This window comes from Marinomonas colpomeniae, from assembly GCF_014803385.1.
Lineage (GTDB): Bacteria > Pseudomonadota > Gammaproteobacteria > Pseudomonadales > Marinomonadaceae > Marinomonas > Marinomonas colpomeniae.
This window is the reverse complement of sequence record NZ_JACYFC010000001.1, coordinates 45,158-60,083: the sequence shown is the minus strand read 5'-3', so window position 1 is coordinate 60,083 and position 14,926 is coordinate 45,158. Positions and strand designations below refer to the sequence as shown.

The 14,926-nt window shown below is 40.4% G+C and carries 15 protein-coding genes; 10 read left to right on the top strand and 5 right to left on the bottom strand.

The features are described 5' to 3' along the window. Positions 1–57: 57 nt before the first annotated feature. Complete coding sequence (locus tag IF202_RS00305; RefSeq protein WP_191592882.1) at positions 58–2,658, top strand: TRAP transporter permease; 2,601 nt, start codon at positions 58–60, stop codon at positions 2,656–2,658. After that, entirely contained in the window at positions 2,655–3,086 is a 432-nt protein-coding gene (locus IF202_RS00300; protein WP_191592881.1) for a universal stress protein, read from the top strand. Before IF202_RS00305 ends, IF202_RS00300 begins: the two co-directional genes overlap by 4 nt. Positions 3,087–3,188: 102 nt before the next feature. On the opposite strand, the gene IF202_RS00295 is transcribed toward IF202_RS00300, so the two are convergent. Both IF202_RS00295 and IF202_RS00290 read right to left on the bottom strand, forming a co-directional pair. Continuing rightward, a complete protein-coding gene (locus IF202_RS00295) occupies positions 3,189–4,097 on the bottom strand; it encodes a MurR/RpiR family transcriptional regulator (protein WP_191592880.1) in 909 nt (302 codons plus the stop codon). Positions 4,098–4,172: 75 nt separating this feature from the next. Continuing rightward, the gene (locus IF202_RS00290; RefSeq protein ID WP_191592879.1) at positions 4,173–5,060 is read right to left on the bottom strand and encodes a MurR/RpiR family transcriptional regulator; all 888 of its coding nucleotides are present in this window, start codon (positions 5,058–5,060) and stop codon (positions 4,173–4,175) included. Positions 5,061–5,299: 239 nt separating this feature from the next. Here IF202_RS00290 and IF202_RS00285 point away from each other — a divergent pair, with 239 nt between their 5' ends. From IF202_RS00285 to purU, 4 genes are read left to right on the top strand one after another with little or no spacing between them, the layout of a single operon-like run. Further along, a complete protein-coding gene (locus IF202_RS00285; RefSeq protein ID WP_191592878.1) occupies positions 5,300–6,061 on the top strand; it encodes a BKACE family enzyme in 762 nt (253 codons plus the stop codon). A 19-nt stretch (positions 6,062–6,080) separates the two neighbouring features. Then, on the top strand, positions 6,081–7,406 hold the full coding sequence (locus IF202_RS00280) for an aspartate aminotransferase family protein (protein WP_191592877.1): 1,326 nt from the start codon (positions 6,081–6,083) through the stop codon (positions 7,404–7,406). A gap of 17 nt (positions 7,407–7,423) precedes the next feature. Next, a complete protein-coding gene (locus IF202_RS17755; RefSeq protein WP_407943805.1) occupies positions 7,424–7,603 on the top strand; it encodes a hypothetical protein in 180 nt (59 codons plus the stop codon). Then, the gene (gene purU / locus IF202_RS00270; protein ID WP_191592875.1) at positions 7,596–8,480 is read left to right on the top strand and encodes a formyltetrahydrofolate deformylase; all 885 of its coding nucleotides are present in this window, start codon (positions 7,596–7,598) and stop codon (positions 8,478–8,480) included. The genes IF202_RS17755 and purU overlap by 8 nt, the downstream gene beginning before the upstream one ends. A gap of 116 nt (positions 8,481–8,596) precedes the next feature. Here purU and IF202_RS00265 read toward each other — a convergent pair whose 3' ends face one another. Beyond that, the gene (locus IF202_RS00265; protein ID WP_191592874.1) at positions 8,597–9,610 is read right to left on the bottom strand and encodes a hypothetical protein; all 1,014 of its coding nucleotides are present in this window, start codon (positions 9,608–9,610) and stop codon (positions 8,597–8,599) included. Positions 9,611–10,050: 440 nt separating this feature from the next. On the opposite strand from IF202_RS00265, the gene IF202_RS00260 reads away from it, so the two are divergent. The 3 genes from IF202_RS00260 to IF202_RS00250 all read left to right on the top strand — a co-directional run bounded on the left by IF202_RS00260 (position 10,051) and on the right by IF202_RS00250 (position 11,966). Beyond that, entirely contained in the window at positions 10,051–11,049 is a 999-nt protein-coding gene (locus tag IF202_RS00260) for a permease (RefSeq protein WP_191592873.1), read from the top strand. Between the two features lie 11 nt (positions 11,050–11,060). After that, positions 11,061–11,294 carry a thioredoxin family protein gene (locus IF202_RS00255; RefSeq protein ID WP_191592872.1) on the top strand — a complete coding sequence of 78 codons (234 nt, stop codon included), beginning with the start codon at positions 11,061–11,063 and terminating at the stop codon, positions 11,292–11,294. Positions 11,295–11,429: 135 nt separating this feature from the next. Beyond that, positions 11,430–11,966, top strand: a complete 537-nt coding sequence (locus IF202_RS00250) for a hypothetical protein (RefSeq protein WP_191592871.1) — start codon at positions 11,430–11,432, stop codon at positions 11,964–11,966. A gap of 40 nt (positions 11,967–12,006) precedes the next feature. Here the strand turns inward: IF202_RS00250 and IF202_RS00245 are convergent, their stop codons facing one another. Continuing rightward, positions 12,007–12,432, bottom strand: a complete 426-nt coding sequence (locus IF202_RS00245; RefSeq protein WP_191592870.1) for a hypothetical protein — start codon at positions 12,430–12,432, stop codon at positions 12,007–12,009. A gap of 259 nt (positions 12,433–12,691) precedes the next feature. Between IF202_RS00245 and recN the strand changes: the two genes are divergently transcribed. Beyond that, complete coding sequence (gene recN / locus IF202_RS00240) at positions 12,692–14,362, top strand: DNA repair protein RecN (protein WP_191592869.1); 1,671 nt, start codon at positions 12,692–12,694, stop codon at positions 14,360–14,362. A gap of 114 nt (positions 14,363–14,476) precedes the next feature. Here the strand turns inward: recN and fur are convergent, their stop codons facing one another. Continuing rightward, a complete protein-coding gene (gene fur, locus IF202_RS00235; protein ID WP_191592868.1) occupies positions 14,477–14,887 on the bottom strand; it encodes a ferric iron uptake transcriptional regulator in 411 nt (136 codons plus the stop codon). Between the last annotated feature and the right edge of the window lie 39 nt (positions 14,888–14,926).

Below are 14,926 nucleotides of genomic sequence, written 5' to 3'. Positions count from 1 at the left end.
CTGCCAGCACTATGCTGGCAGGCATTTATTTTATCCCCTACCTCCAGGAACAAATTCATGTCTGAAAAAACGTTAGACAATAACGAACTCGACGATATAGTCGGTGATTCCGACGTCGGTGGTCGTAAACCTCAAGATCCTTTTGGTAAGGCCGTTTTATGGTATTTACCTCTTATTTGGGCTGTCTATCAATTATGGATCGCTTCGCCATTACCTTACATGATCGGCGTCGGTGTTTTAAATGACACCCAAACACGCTCTATCCACCTTGGTTTTGCCGTTATTTTGGCATTCCTTGCTTTTCCCGCGTTTAAATCCAGTCCACGCCTGCATATTCGAAAAATCACTTGGCTAATTGCCATTGTTGGCGCCGTCGCTGCGTCTTATTTATGGTGGGACTACAGAGGGATTGCGAATCGTACTGGCGCACCCAATATGACTGACTTAGTCATCGCTGGTATTGGTATTGTTTTATTACTTGAAGCTGCAAGACGATCATTAGGCTTCCCTTTAATGGGTGTTGCTCTTTTCTTCTTAGCATACGTATTTTTTGGATCTTGGAGTGGCTTACCTGAAATAGTTCAGTGGAAAGGCGCGTCTTTTGAAAAAGCAATGAGCCACATGTGGCTTACCAGTGAAGGCGTTTTCGGTGTCGCTCTGGGCGTTTCTTCAGGCTTTGTATTCTTATTTGTTTTATTTGGTTCTTTGTTAAATCAAGCCGGTGCTGGTAACTATTTTCTACAACTTGCTTTCGCCTCTTTAGGTCATCTACGTGGTGGTCCAGCGAAAGCGGCTGTTATTGCGTCTGCAGCAACAGGTTTGGTGTCTGGCTCTTCTATTGCCAATGTTGTTACTACAGGTACCTTTACAATCCCCTTGATGAAGAAAGTTGGTTTCCCTGCAACCAAAGCAGGTGCAATCGAGGTGTCTTCTTCTATCAATGGTGTACTGACGCCTCCTGTTATGGGCGCTGTTGCTTTCTTAATGACAGAATATGTCGGCATTTCTTATGTTGAAGTAGTGAAAACAGCCATTATTCCTGCCGCTATTTCATATATAGCATTGGTTTATATCGTCCATTTAGAAGCATTAAAAATGGGCATGACAACCACATCGACGACTCACCCTGTGAAAATCATCTTGGCTGCAATATTGATTATTGCCTTGTCAATTATTTTCTTCGGTGGCTCACTCTATCTCGCCGGCCTAGCCGTTGGAGCATTAGGTGCCGCAGTTGGAGGTCTATCCATTTGGATAATTTTGGGGTTAATGCTAATAGGCTACATCGCCGCTGTGCGATTCGCTGCAAAAGGCCCAGATTTAGACATGAGTCTGGACGCTATTGAGAATTTACCGCCAACTAAAGAAATCTTCAAAACAGGCATTCATTATTTAATGCCAATTATGTTGCTGATGTACTTACTTATGGTTGAGCGTAAGTCACCAGGCTTGTCCGCTTTCTGGTCAACTATATTCATGTTATTTATCTTGCTCACACAGAACCCATTGAAAGCCTACTTTCGCGGCCAAACAGACATTGTTCGCCACGTAAAAGAAGGTCTAGTCGATATTTCAGAAGGCATGATTGCTGGCGCTCGTAACATGATAGGACTCGCCGCGGCAATGGGTGTTGCAGGCATTATCGTTGGCGCGGTAACACTGACAGGTATTGGACAAGTCATGGCGGAATTCGTTGAATTTCTCTCTGGTGGTAACCTATTAGCCATGCTGTTCTTTGTTGCACTTATTTCCATCGTCTTGGGAATGGGGTTGCCAACAACAGCAAACTACATCGTCGTTTCATCTTTAATGGCTGGCGTAGTTGTGGAGTTAGGTGCTCAGAATGGTTTGATTGTTCCATTAATCGCCGTCCACATGTTTGTTTTTTACTTCGGTATTATGGCCGATGTAACACCTCCTGTTGGTTTAGCAAGTTTTGCAGCGGCAGCAATCTCTAAGGGTGATCCTTTAAAAACAGGCTTCCAAGCTTTCTTTTATTCGATTCGTACCGCGTTATTGCCTTTCTTGTTCATCTTCAACACAGATCTGCTACTGATTAACGTTGGGCCAATACAAGCTATTTTCGTCTTCGTCTTTGCTTTGATTGCCATGCTATTGTTTGCAGCGGGTACGATGAACTACTTCGTAATCAAGTCTAAAATATGGGAAAGTGCTGCATTATTATTTGCTGCCTTCATGTTATTCCAGCCAGGTTTTTTCTTAAATCAACTGGCGCCAGAATTCGAGACTCGCCCGGGTAACACTGTCATTGAAATGGCAACAGAAGCGAACAGCGATAGCTCGCTACGAGTACGCTTACTAGGTGAAGATCTATATGGTGAAAAGATTGACGCTCGTTACCTTTTACCGATGGGACCTAAAGGCGAAAGTGGAGAGACTCGTTTACTAGATGAAGCAGGTATATCGCTTCGGAATGAACAAGGCACATTCTATGTCGATGACATCAGTTTTGGCGGCCCATCAGAATCTCTAGGCATCGACTTTGATTGGGAAGTAGTTGAGCTTGAAGTGGCAACTGATCGCCCACCAAAAGAGCTTTTTTACATTCCCGCTCTGTTACTTGTTATGGGCGTAATTGCCCTTCAAGTGCGCCGTCGACGTAAACTAGAGCTAGTAACAACAGAGGTTTCAGCATGAAGAAACACGTTCTTTGCTCCATAGATTTGACTCATCCTATAGACTCAGCGGGAGTATTGCTTGAGGCCGATCAACAGGCCAGCCTTAATAACGCTAAGCTTACTGTTATTACAGTCATACCTGATTACGGTTCGTCTTGGGTTGGTTCTTTTTTCAAAGAAGGAACCTTACGTAAAGCGGTAGAGCTAGCAAACACAACACTCAATACGCTTATAAAAGACACTCTGCCTGACAGAGAAGACGTAGATACGGTGATAAAGGTCGGTGTCGTTTACGAACAAGTATTAAAAAATATTGAAAAACTTAATGTTGACCTAGTGGTACTGGGCGCGCATAAACCCAATGTATTGGATAATTTGATGGGGCCAAATGCCTCACGAATTGCACGTACATCGCCAGCCTCAACCATGATAGTAAGATTGAAATAATCGTTATTAGTTTTTCTGTTTCTGAATAAAAAAGGCCGACTTAACATAAGTCGGCCTTTTCGTATATTTTTATGGCATGATTACCTTGCCATCAACCAATGACTACTTCAAAGAATAGTAGGCACCAACTCGACGAAGGTCATTTTCAAATTTGCTAATGTTTTTAACTATTGGAGGACCACCCAGTGTCACACATTCAGACAATAAGGCTTCTGCTAAAGCAATCACAGATAAAATAGTCGGAAAAAAGTGAGGTGTATCTGTCTCTACGATAAAGACTTCGTCCGCGCCTGCTGCTAGAGGGGAACGTAGGTCATCAGTAATAGCAATGATATGAGCTCCTTGCCCCTTAATCATTTCAATAGAATTTACGGTTTCAATTGCATACGAATCAGACCCAAAAACAACAACAATATCATCCGGTGTTATTTTCACTAAATCACTGAGTAAATTACCGTCATAACCCCGAATAAGACGGAAGTTAGGAAACGCCATACTCCCTACATAGGCAAAGTGGTGAGCACAAGCAAATGCGTCTCTAAAGCCTAAAGCGAAAACATTCTTAGCTTTCAGAATCATTGCCGCTGCCAATTGTAGCTTTGTTAATGTTTCGTCATTAAAAAGGTGCTCAAGGTCTTTAAAAGCACATTCTGCGAATTCTTGAAATACTTTATTACTAGGGTTAGCCTCAGATACTTCTTGTAATAACTGCGCTCGACTACCGTAATTAACAGGCGCTTTTGTATGAACAGCCTGTTTAAAGATATTTTTAAAATTGTTGTAACGTTCAAAACCCAGCACTTTAGCTAAGCGAGTCATAGCCGAAGGGGTTACTCCCGCTGCCTCACTGCTTTTTCGTATTGGTAAAAGTGCGATGTCGATAGGGTTTTCCAATACGTAATCTGCGGCTTTTTTTAGTTGCGGCGTTAGGGTCGTATATATGTCAGAAATCGCTTTGAGTACCGTATCCAAATTTTGTGCAGGCTGGTGCTTTATTGGCAATGAAGACATATTAAAAACGCCCTCCAAACAGGCTAACTTATTATTAATCATCATGATTCTATCGAATCACTATAAAAATAAAAACTAATGTTTTTTTGGGGCTACCCAATAGGCATTCGTTTCATTTCGAAGTTTTTCATAAGAGTCGATCCGCTCTTGTGCGTCATCCCCACCCTGAGCCATCAACATTGCCAACAGCGTCTCTATAACCGCCATCATGCCGGTATAGCAGCCAAAATGATGCGTCGATAAAATAGATGCTATTAGGGTTTCATCCGCTCTAAATTCTGGTGATACGATTTCGGTATCTGAAATAAGTATGAGTTTGATACCTTTACTTTGGGCGAACTGACAAGCCTCAATCGTTTCCCGTGAGCAAGGCGTCAGCGTGATAGCAATCATTACATCCCCTTTTCCCGCCATATGCAGATCATCAATAGCACTGCCCATGTGCCTAGGAATCAGCTGTAATGAAGGCAACACCATTCGCCCAACATAATGCAAATAAAACGCCATTGCATAACTTGCCCGCACAGCGGTTAAATAAACGCCCTTAGCCCCCAAAAGTAAATCTATCACTCGTTGCATTCGGTCTAAATCTAAATGCTCTAACGAGCGCTGAACGATTGCCATACTATTAACCGTAGCATCCGCCTGAATTTTACCAAGCTCACCTCGTTCCCTTAATCCTTCAATCCAAAGCGGTTGATCGACACTGGCCGCAGCAGAAACCAATGACAAACGAAAAGGCTCTCTCAATTCATCATAGCTGGCCACACCGACCCTTTCAGCCAAGCGAATTAACGTATAAGTGCTAACACCAGCCTTTTGAGCGGTTTCTCTGATTGGATCTAATCCAAAATCCGATGGGTGATCTATAATGTATTTGGCTATGGTTCGAAGACCTTTTGGTAACTCAGGTATCATTTTATTAAGATTCGTAAGAATTTTATTTTTTAGCGTTGGATCCATAATACGGTTCCCTAATAATCCATATAAATAACAAATGTTATTTATATGGATTATTGACTAAGAATGTAATTAATGCAAAATTAATACTCTTAATTAATACCAACATCGCCAACATGATTTTGACCGATTGAGATACATTACTCTGGGTCATAATGACATTGCTCAAACGTTTTATAGCGTTACTATAACGATTGGGGCTTTATGCGATTCAACCAGCTCACATATGAAGGTCTAACATTATGACTCGTCCATTTATTATGGTGGCACCTAACGGCGCAAGACGTGGTAAAGGAGATCATTCAGCTTTACCAGTAACCGTTCCAGAACTCATCATCACAGCCGCTAGCTGCTATGCGGCAGGTGCCGACGGTTTACATCTTCATGTACGAGACGCCAAAGGTGATCACTCATTAGATGTGGGACTTTACCGAGAGGCCACCAGCGAATTAGCAATACAACTGCCTAATCTGCAAGTACAAATAACGACAGAAGCCGCAGGTATTTTTGATGTTCCACATCAATTCAAATGCTTACAAGAACTGCAACCTAAATGGGCTTCTATTTCTGTACGTGAAATGGCACGAGACTTAATCCTTGCACCAAAGGTTTACGACATTTGCGCGGAGAACAATACAAAAGTTCAGCACATTCTTTACAACACAGACGATATTGAGCTACTTCTTGAATGGCAAAAGCAAGGTATTGTAAAAGCCACACAAAACAGCGTTTTATTTGTTCTTGGGCGTTACACTGAAGGCCAAGTATCCACCCCTGATGACCTTATTCCGTTTCGAAAAGCATTGCCTGATATTACCGACTGGATGGTTTGTTCCTTCGGTCCACAAGAACATGCCTGCTTAGCAAACGCAGCAGTTCAAGGTGGTTCCGTTCGAGTAGGTTTTGAAAACAGCCTGGTTACATCCGACGGAATACAACACGCAGATAACGCAGCATCAATCACTGCTTTAATTAGAACGATAGAACAACTTAAACAAGCCTAACCGCTTAGAGGTCTTTTGTATGAGTCACGTTTTTCCACGACACTGTCACGTAACACTTCCAACTACGGTTGCTGGCGATGGTTGTTATTTAATAGATAAAGATGGCAAACGCTATTTTGATGGTTCCGGTGGTGCTGCTGTTTCTTGCCTTGGCCATTCAAATGCTCGCGTAATTAAAGCCATCCAAGATCAAGCAGGTAAACTTGCTTTTGCTCATACAGGTTTTTTCACAACCGAGCCCGCAGAAGCACTTGCGGATCTATTAATTGAGAATGCACCGGGTGATCTTGATCGTGTTTACCTTGTATCAGGTGGGTCTGAAGCGGTTGAATCTGCAATAAAACTGGCTCGTCAATATTTTGTCGAATTAGGCCAACCAGAACGCCGTCATATCATTGCTCGTCGCCAAAGTTATCATGGCAACACATTAGGTGCATTGTCTGCTGGCGGCAATGCATTGCGTCGTGAAAAGTTCGCACCGATGCTTGTTGAGATGAGCCACATCGCACCTTGCTACGAATACGCAGAACGCCCAAACGATGAAAGCCTTGAAGCATACGGACAACGAGTCGCAAATGATCTAGAAACTGAAATCCAACGCCTTGGGCCGGAATCGGTAATTGCTTTTATGGCAGAGCCTGTTGTAGGCGCTACTCTAGGCGCGGTCCCTGCAGTACCGGGTTACTTCAAACGTGTTCGTGAAATTTGCGATCAACACGGAATTTTACTTATTCTTGATGAGGTAATGTGTGGTATGGGTCGCACTGGGCATTTATTTGCCCATGAAGCAGAAGACATAAAAGCCGACATAGTGTGTATCGCAAAAGGCCTAGGCGCAGGTTACCAACCAATTGGCGCCATGCTATGTACCAGCCACATTTACGACACAATAAAAAATGGTTCCGGATTCTTTCAACATGGTCACACCTACTTAGGCCACCCAATTGCTGCAGCAGCAGGTGTCGCCGTTGTTAGAGAAATGCTTGATAACAACCTTATTAACCAAGTAAAGCTTCGTGGTAAATTTCTAGCAAATGCCTTAGAAGCTAAATTTGGTGATCACCCAAACATTGGTGATCTTCGCGGCCGTGGCTTATTCCGTGGTATCGAAATAGTTGCGGATAAGAAAACCAAAACGCCATTCTCACCAGGTCTGGCCATTTCTGCTAAATTCAAAAAAGCAGTATTGGCTGAAGGCTTAATTTGTTACCCGGGTAGTGGAACTCGTGATGGAAAGCATGGTGATCACATACTCTTAGCGCCTCCGTTTATTGCAACAGAAGAGCAACTAACTGAAATGGTCGAAATGTTAAGCCGTGCTCTTGAAGCTACATTACCTAAATAAAAATTCTGATCGAGGACTTGAAAGACAAGGGAGTGTCTGTCGTTGGTAGCTCAAACATTATCAGACAACCAATGATACAATTGATGTTGGAATGCAATTACACCGTATCTATTGCTCATACTTATACAAAAGATACCGTGGTATTCGCTTCAACACTACTATCCAATCTGATTTTTTGGAAACATTTAAATGTCTAAATTTTGTTTGACCATTACCTGCCCTTCTCGACGCGGAATTGTTGCCGCCGTTTCTGGTTTTTTAGCTGAGAAAGGCTGCACTATTACAGACAGTGCTCAGTTCGATGATACAAACACCGATCGCTTCTTCACTCGTATTAGCCTAATTAGCGAAACAGGTGTTGGACGAGAAGAAATTGAAAGTGATTTTCGTAAAATTGCTGATGACTTCGGTATGGAATGGGATTTCCGCGGCGAAGAAGAAAAAATGAAAGTTCTGATCATGGTGTCACGCTACGGGCACTGTCTAAACGATTTACTATATCGTAGTCGCATCGGTACATTACCAATCGAGATCGTCGCCGTGGTGTCTAATCACTTGGATTATCAAAAGCTTGTTGTGAACAATGACATACCGTTTCATCACATTAATGTGACTAAAGACAATAAAATACAAGCAGAAGCCCAATTACTTAATTTGGTAGAGGAAAGCGGCGCAGAGCTTGTTGTACTCGCTCGTTACATGCAAATTTTGTCTGACACTTTGTGTCAAAAAATGTCTGGTCGTATCATTAATATTCACCACTCTTTCCTACCCTCTTTCAAAGGCGCAAACCCTTACAAACAAGCGTTTGAGAAAGGCGTGAAGTTAATTGGCGCAACATCCCATTATGTAACAGCGGATCTTGATGAAGGCCCAATTATTGAACAAGAAACAATACGTGTGACGCATGCTCAATCTATTGAAGATTACGTAAGTATGGGGCGTGAAGTTGAATCCTCCGTTCTGGCTCGAGCAGTTCATGCACACGTGCGTCGTCGTGTTTTTCAGAATGGTGCAAAAACCGTCGTATTCCCAGCGTCACCTGGTAGCTATTCCGCCCAACGTATGGGTTAACCTTATAGTCCGCACGCTAGGACAAGAAAAGTTCAGCAATAAACAAAAAAGCAGACTGTTAAGTCTGCTTTTTTTATCATTCTAAAAAATGACTAAAAATTAGTTTTTAGTCATTTTTATCGAATAGATCTATCTCTAGAAAAATACTCATTTGAATTATATTTTTCAATGACGGCAATCAAAGGTTCAACATCATTGTTCACTACTAACTTATGAGACATTGCACTTAAAGATATCAATATATCCTTACACTCAATTCTTGCATTCATAACATTGTAGCTAGCAGAAACTAAAACAGTCGAAATCAACTCAATATTTCTTTTAAAAAGAGCAACGATAAAGTTTGTTAATACATTGTGGAACAGTTCACGATCTTCTATTTCATTTGATCGAATAACTTTCTCAAGATACGCAGTCTCACTTCCTTCACTAACAAAGCTTGATAACCATTCAAAATAATCTTCATCAAATAAAATCGACTTAATCTTATCCAAAATATCAGAGTCATCGATAGCTGAACTATATAGAGACTTTAGTTGCTCATCGTCAATGGAATCTGGCTTAAAGTCATATTTTTCATTAATCATATCAATAAGCCCTTTCAACTCTTTTAGCAAAGAGAGGTTACTAGATCCAACGTTATTATGAGCCTCGCCTACATCGTCTATATTTTTCTGAAATATAGAAACATAGTTTTCACCATCATTAATAGAGTCTAATAACGGTATCAAGCTATATCGTCTTACCTGAATCATTTCATAGAAACCACCGAGCTCTTTTCTAATGCCCTCTAATAAATCAACAGATTTATCGAAAAATCCTTCGTCATTAGTGAGTGCTAAATTCAATTTTCTATATGGCTTTTCAGCATGCTTCTGAAATCTATTATCAATCATTTTTTCGAATTTTTGAGTATTAGTCACTAACGAAGAAAAGCTATTTTCAGTCTCAAGCAAAACAGTCTGCACTTTTTGCAAACCTGTTGATTTAACCTGCTGACTTATACCCCGTTCTTTATCTATTGCTGCTTGCTTTTTTTGCCTGATAAACCAAGTTACTGCAGCACCGACAATCGTCAGGCTAGTCGCCATATCAAATCCGATTTGAACACTATCTAAAAATGAAGCCATATTTACCTACTCTTAATTAATAAAAAATATATACTCATTGAAAACAACTCCCTAATTTCAACAAGAAAACCATACATCTGGTTTAAAAAAACCACTTCCTTTTCAAAAAAATCTAACAATATCAATAACTAAGTTTTAAATTATACCACATTTACTTGATCTTAAATTTCGTTTTAGTTAATCAAGAATAACCAATATAAGATGAAACACCTCTTTCGCCAGAATCCTACCCATTGACTCATATTCGAAAAAAACACTAAAAAATGAATAGATCAATATTTTCTAGCATCTTATGACCACGCCTTTCCCCACCAGAGAAGCCGCTATAGACTAGGCTTAAATTAAATAATTTTATTTAAAAAAAGGTCACATAGATCAATGAAAATAAATCTGTTTAATGACATATTAAAACGCTACTTCTCATTAAGGGAACCAAAATCATGCTAGGCATTTTTACTGATTTTGCCAGTTGGTTAACCTATAACATTCTAGGGTTATCGCCCGATACAAAGCTAGGTGATGCCATACACTTCTTTGTTGAAGATGTGAGCAAAATTTTCGCTTTACTCATTTTTATGATTTACGTGATAGCCCTGATGAGAGCCTCACTCAATGTAGAAACCGTGCGTGATTACTTAGCGAGAAAGCATCGTGGAATAGGCTACTTCATGGGATCAAGTTTTGGAGCTATCACACCATTTTGCTCCTGTTCAAGCATTCCTATTTTTTTAGGATTCACTTCTGCCGGCATCCCACTCGGGATTACCATGTCATTTCTCATCACTTCGCCACTAATTAACGAAGTAGCGATACTATTATTGATAGGGTTATTAGGATGGAAATTCACAGCACTCTATATTCTTATAGGTATGGCTGTTGGTATTTTAGGTGGCTTATTCCTAGACACGATTAAAGCAGAAAGATGGCTACAATCTTTTGCAGCGAAAGCATTAGCCAAAGGGCAAAAAAACTCACAAGAATTAACCGATACAACCTCTGAAGCCAAAAAGTTGTCATTGAAAGAACGCCATCAGTTTGCAAAAACGGAATCGTTTGAAATTTTTGGTCGCGTTTGGAAGTGGGTAATTATAGGTGTTGGTTTAGGCGCTGCTCTACATGGTTTTGTTCCGGATGGATGGATTCAGGAACATTTAGGTGATGGTCAATGGTGGTCTGTACCTGCTGCAGTATTACTTGGGATACCACTTTACTCTAATGCAACCGGTGTTATTCCGGTTATGGAAAGCCTCATTGTTAATGGCTTACCTGTTGGTACAACATTAGCGTTCTGCATGAGTACGGTTGCAGCCAGTTTCCCTGAATTCATTTTACTTAAGCAAGTAATGCAGTGGAAATTACTCGCTATATTATTTGCATTACTTTTGATTGCTTTTACATTAATCGGTTGGTTATTTAACTTCTTCACTCCATTTCTATAAAGGATAAATACATGAAAATCATCAAGGTACTTGGTAGCGGTTGTGCGAAATGTATTAAAACAGCTGAATTAATTGAAAAGATAGCAAATGAGCAAGGCGTCTCTGTTTCTGTCTACAAAGAAGCCAGTCCAGAGGCCATTATGTCTTATGGCGTAATGAGCACACCTGCCGTCGTGATTGATGAAACACTCGTTCATACAGGTTCAATACCTCAAACATCACAAGTAAAAGAATGGCTAGAATAATTATATGAAAAGAAATATGTCCTTTTGATTAAGGTTATTCTTCGTATATCTTTCTAATACCTAAAAATTGCTATACTAAAATCCAACTGTCAAAACATATCGTCAACACTAATCAGTAGCATCAAGAGGGACAAATTGAGCATGAAAACCTTCTTCATAATAGCCATAACACTCACTCTAAGTTGGGCGTGTAAGGCCGATAATAACGTGTTAAGCCCATATGGTTATGGTGTTATTCAAGTTGGTATGACATTAAATGAAGTGAAATCATCTATCTCTTTTAATCACACTAATAAAGAAACGTCTTACAATACCGGTAATGAGTGCCAAACCTTCACCTTAAACAATCACCCCAAAGAATTAACCGTTATGCTGTTAGATGGCATTATTGAGCGCCTCTCTATTTACGAGGATGTTGATAACCATAAAATTATAGAAATCATTACGGATACAGGGTTACGAGTTGGTGATAGTGCAGCGCTCGTACACAAGCTTTACCCTATTGGCCTTAATGACGACCCCCATGAATATCTAGGTCCAAATGCACGATATTTAACATGGTGGAATGAAGACAAAAATCGTGGCATTCGTTTTGAAACAGATATGGATAATCGCATTACCGCTATACATGCAGGCAGTGACGCCATTTTTTTACTCGAAGGTTGTAGTTAAAAAATGCTTCTGTTTACATCAAGAGATGTACATCAAATTTTTATCGATTCTTCTTAGCCATAGCAATGAAAAAATTTTCAATCTCTCTCACTGTCCCTAATGCGTATCCACTTTCCTCACTTTCATTTTTTCGATAAAACTCAGCTAAATTTGCAATTTCAAGTAATACGCGATTGAAATATTCTTCTAAATCCTCTTCATCACACCATTGCATTATTAAAGCGCTCTGCTTCGCGGCGTTTTCAACCTGCCAACCAACATCCTTCCACTGAGGGGACATCTTCTTAAGTTTTGCATCTTTAAATTGACCATCCAATAAAGCATTTACTTCTTCTTGGATGGAAATTTTCAATAAGAATGGGTTCTTTAGATGTGTCCTTTTAAGTCCAAAAATTACACAAAGACCATTACGAAAAATCAAGTAATTCAGTGCATATTGACGTTTAAATCTAGACCAAAACTTCATATTTTTCCTCTGAGCAGAAACGTCTAACATTATAAAATAGGTAACATATTTGAAAATATTGATTACAAGATGACGCGCTTACTTCTTTTATCCTTATAGAATTGGTATTCAGTATTTCCCTCATTATATTGAATATAGTCTCTTTTCAACTAATTCTACTATCAAGCAAAAAATTAAATATACACTCTAGACTTGTCAAAAAACCTCAAACTACTGTATAAATAACCATATAAATATATTCTCTCTTTCGGAGCCATTTATGCTGACTAGCATTGCTATATCCAATTTCGCCATTGTTGACTCTTTAGAACTAGAGTTCAAAAAAGGCATGACCGTGATTTCCGGTGAAACCGGTGCAGGCAAATCTATCATGGTAGATGCCTTGTCAATTTGTTTAGGTAACCGAACGGATGCTGCCGTTGTCAGACATGGTGAAAAGAAAGCAGATATCAGTGCTAGTTTTGATATACACCAATACCCTCACGTATATGAGTGGCTGGAAGAAAGAGACTTAGAACAAGAAAACAACTGCATCCTACGTCGAGTCATTAGCAAAGAAGGCAGATCAAAAGCCTACATAAATGGTCGTCCTTGCACTCTTAGTGATTTAAAAGAAGTTGGAAGTTACCTTGTTGATATTCATGGTCAACACGAACATCAATCCTTACTTAAAAAGAACGCACAAAGACAATTACTAGATGAATACGGTCAATTAACTGAATTAAGTAAGAGTGTCAGTCAGCAATTCAGCGTTTGGCGGCACCTAAAAGAAGAGCTTTCAGCACAACAAAATCGCTCTTCTGAACAAAATGCAAAAATTCAGCTTTTATCCTATCAAGCTCAAGAGCTACAGCAATTAGATTTAAAAGAAGGTGAAATTGAGTCACTAGAGAACGAACAAGCATTCTTATCCAATATTGCGGACTCTCAACTAAAAGCTTACGACGCCAGTAACATTTTGATAGACAGCGACGAAGGCAATGTTTGTTCATTACTGAATCAAGCGCTTAATAGTGCTAGCCAAATTCGCCCTGCCACTAAAGAACTAGAAAGTGCATTAGAGATGATGAATGCGGCTTTAATCCAAGCACAAGAAGCGGCAGACAGTTTACACCACTACCAAGACACACTTGAACAAAACCCTGAGCGCTTGACCGATGTAGAGCAGCGACTAACAGAGATATACGATACTGCACGTAAACACAAACTCTTACCGGCCGCACTCTTGATACTCAGAGAAAGCGTTGAAGAAGAATTAGCCGGACTGCAAGGCAGTGAAGAAAGTTTAGAATCTCTAAAAGAAAAAGAAGAGCAAGCGTACGAAAAACTAACCGCCATTGCGACTACCCTAACGGAAAAACGTATCACGACAAAAGATGATTTGGCGCAAAAAGTCGAGGAACAAATTCATGGGCTAGGCATGCCACATGCGCGTTTCTTCATTCAATGCCAACCGCTTAACCAAGTTACTGCAAATGGCTTTGAAGACATTGAATACATGATTGCCTCTAACCCAGGCCAACCTGCTCAACCATTACGTAAAGTGGCGTCTGGTGGTGAGCTGTCTCGGATCAGCTTAGGCATTCAAGTGGTTACCGCTCACACATCAATTATTCCAACCTTGGTATTTGATGAAGTAGACGTGGGTATTAGTGGTGGTATTGCTGAAGTGGTTGGCCGCATGCTGCGTTCCGTTGGTCAACGGGGCCAAGTATTTTGCGTTACTCATTTGGCGCAAGTTGCAGCCCAAGGCGACCAACATCTTCGTGTCAGCAAGAAAGTCGCAGACCAAGCTACGTCATCAAAAGTAGACTTACTAAAAGACCAAGACCGTACACAAGAAATCGCCCGCCTACTTGGCGGTTTAGAGTTAACTGAGCAAACCCTAGCGCACGCCAGAGAAATGCTCGGAAATGTTCAGCTTCAATAAACATCGATACGTTTATTTTTTATATAAAACACAAACATTGAAAGCTAAAAAATAAAAAAGGGATTAAGCTCTGCAACTTAATCCCTTTTCATTCATTGTAAATACAATGAATTTTTATTTTTTCTTTGGACGCACGTACAAAATCAAACTGTGGTCTTCAATTTCAAAACCATGCTCCTCTGCGATTTCGTGTTGGCGTTTTTCAATAATAGGATCAACAAATTCAATCACATTACCGCTTTCCAAACAAATCATATGATCGTGGTGGTCGCCTTTTGCAAGCTCAAAAACGGCGGTGCCAGCTTCAAAGTGGTGACGCTGCACTAATCCAGCTGTTTCAAACTGAGTTAATACACGATAAACGGTTGCCAAACCAACATCTTCACCTTGATCAAGCAGTGTACGATACACATCGTCAGCACTCATATGACGGTCGCCCGCCCCCTCAAGGATCTGTAAAATTTTCACTCGTGGTAAAGTTACCTTGAGTCCTGCTTTCTTTAGCTCTTGATTTTCGCTAGTCATGAGTCATTCTCTATTCGATATTGTCGATAATTACTTTAT

Excerpts from the sequence above, each read along its gene's own strand:
- IF202_RS00305 (WP_191592882.1), top strand. The coding sequence starts at position 58 with ATGTCTGAAAAAACGTTAGACAATAACGAACTCGACGATATAGTCGGT.
- IF202_RS00300 (WP_191592881.1), top strand. The coding sequence starts at position 2,655 with ATGAAGAAACACGTTCTTTGCTCCATAGATTTGACTCATCCTATAGAC.
- IF202_RS00295 (WP_191592880.1), bottom strand. The coding sequence starts at position 4,097 with ATGTCTTCATTGCCAATAAAGCACCAGCCTGCACAAAATTTGGATACG.
- IF202_RS00290 (WP_191592879.1), bottom strand. The coding sequence starts at position 5,060 with ATGGATCCAACGCTAAAAAATAAAATTCTTACGAATCTTAATAAAATG.
- IF202_RS00285 (WP_191592878.1), top strand. The coding sequence starts at position 5,300 with ATGACTCGTCCATTTATTATGGTGGCACCTAACGGCGCAAGACGTGGT.
- IF202_RS00280 (WP_191592877.1), top strand. The coding sequence starts at position 6,081 with ATGAGTCACGTTTTTCCACGACACTGTCACGTAACACTTCCAACTACG.
- purU (WP_191592875.1), top strand. The coding sequence starts at position 7,596 with ATGTCTAAATTTTGTTTGACCATTACCTGCCCTTCTCGACGCGGAATT.
- IF202_RS00265 (WP_191592874.1), bottom strand. The coding sequence starts at position 9,610 with ATGGCTTCATTTTTAGATAGTGTTCAAATCGGATTTGATATGGCGACT.
- IF202_RS00260 (WP_191592873.1), top strand. The coding sequence starts at position 10,051 with ATGCTAGGCATTTTTACTGATTTTGCCAGTTGGTTAACCTATAACATT.
- IF202_RS00255 (WP_191592872.1), top strand. The coding sequence starts at position 11,061 with ATGAAAATCATCAAGGTACTTGGTAGCGGTTGTGCGAAATGTATTAAA.
- IF202_RS00245 (WP_191592870.1), bottom strand. The coding sequence starts at position 12,432 with ATGAAGTTTTGGTCTAGATTTAAACGTCAATATGCACTGAATTACTTG.
- recN (WP_191592869.1), top strand. The coding sequence starts at position 12,692 with ATGCTGACTAGCATTGCTATATCCAATTTCGCCATTGTTGACTCTTTA.
- fur (WP_191592868.1), bottom strand. The coding sequence starts at position 14,887 with ATGACTAGCGAAAATCAAGAGCTAAAGAAAGCAGGACTCAAGGTAACT.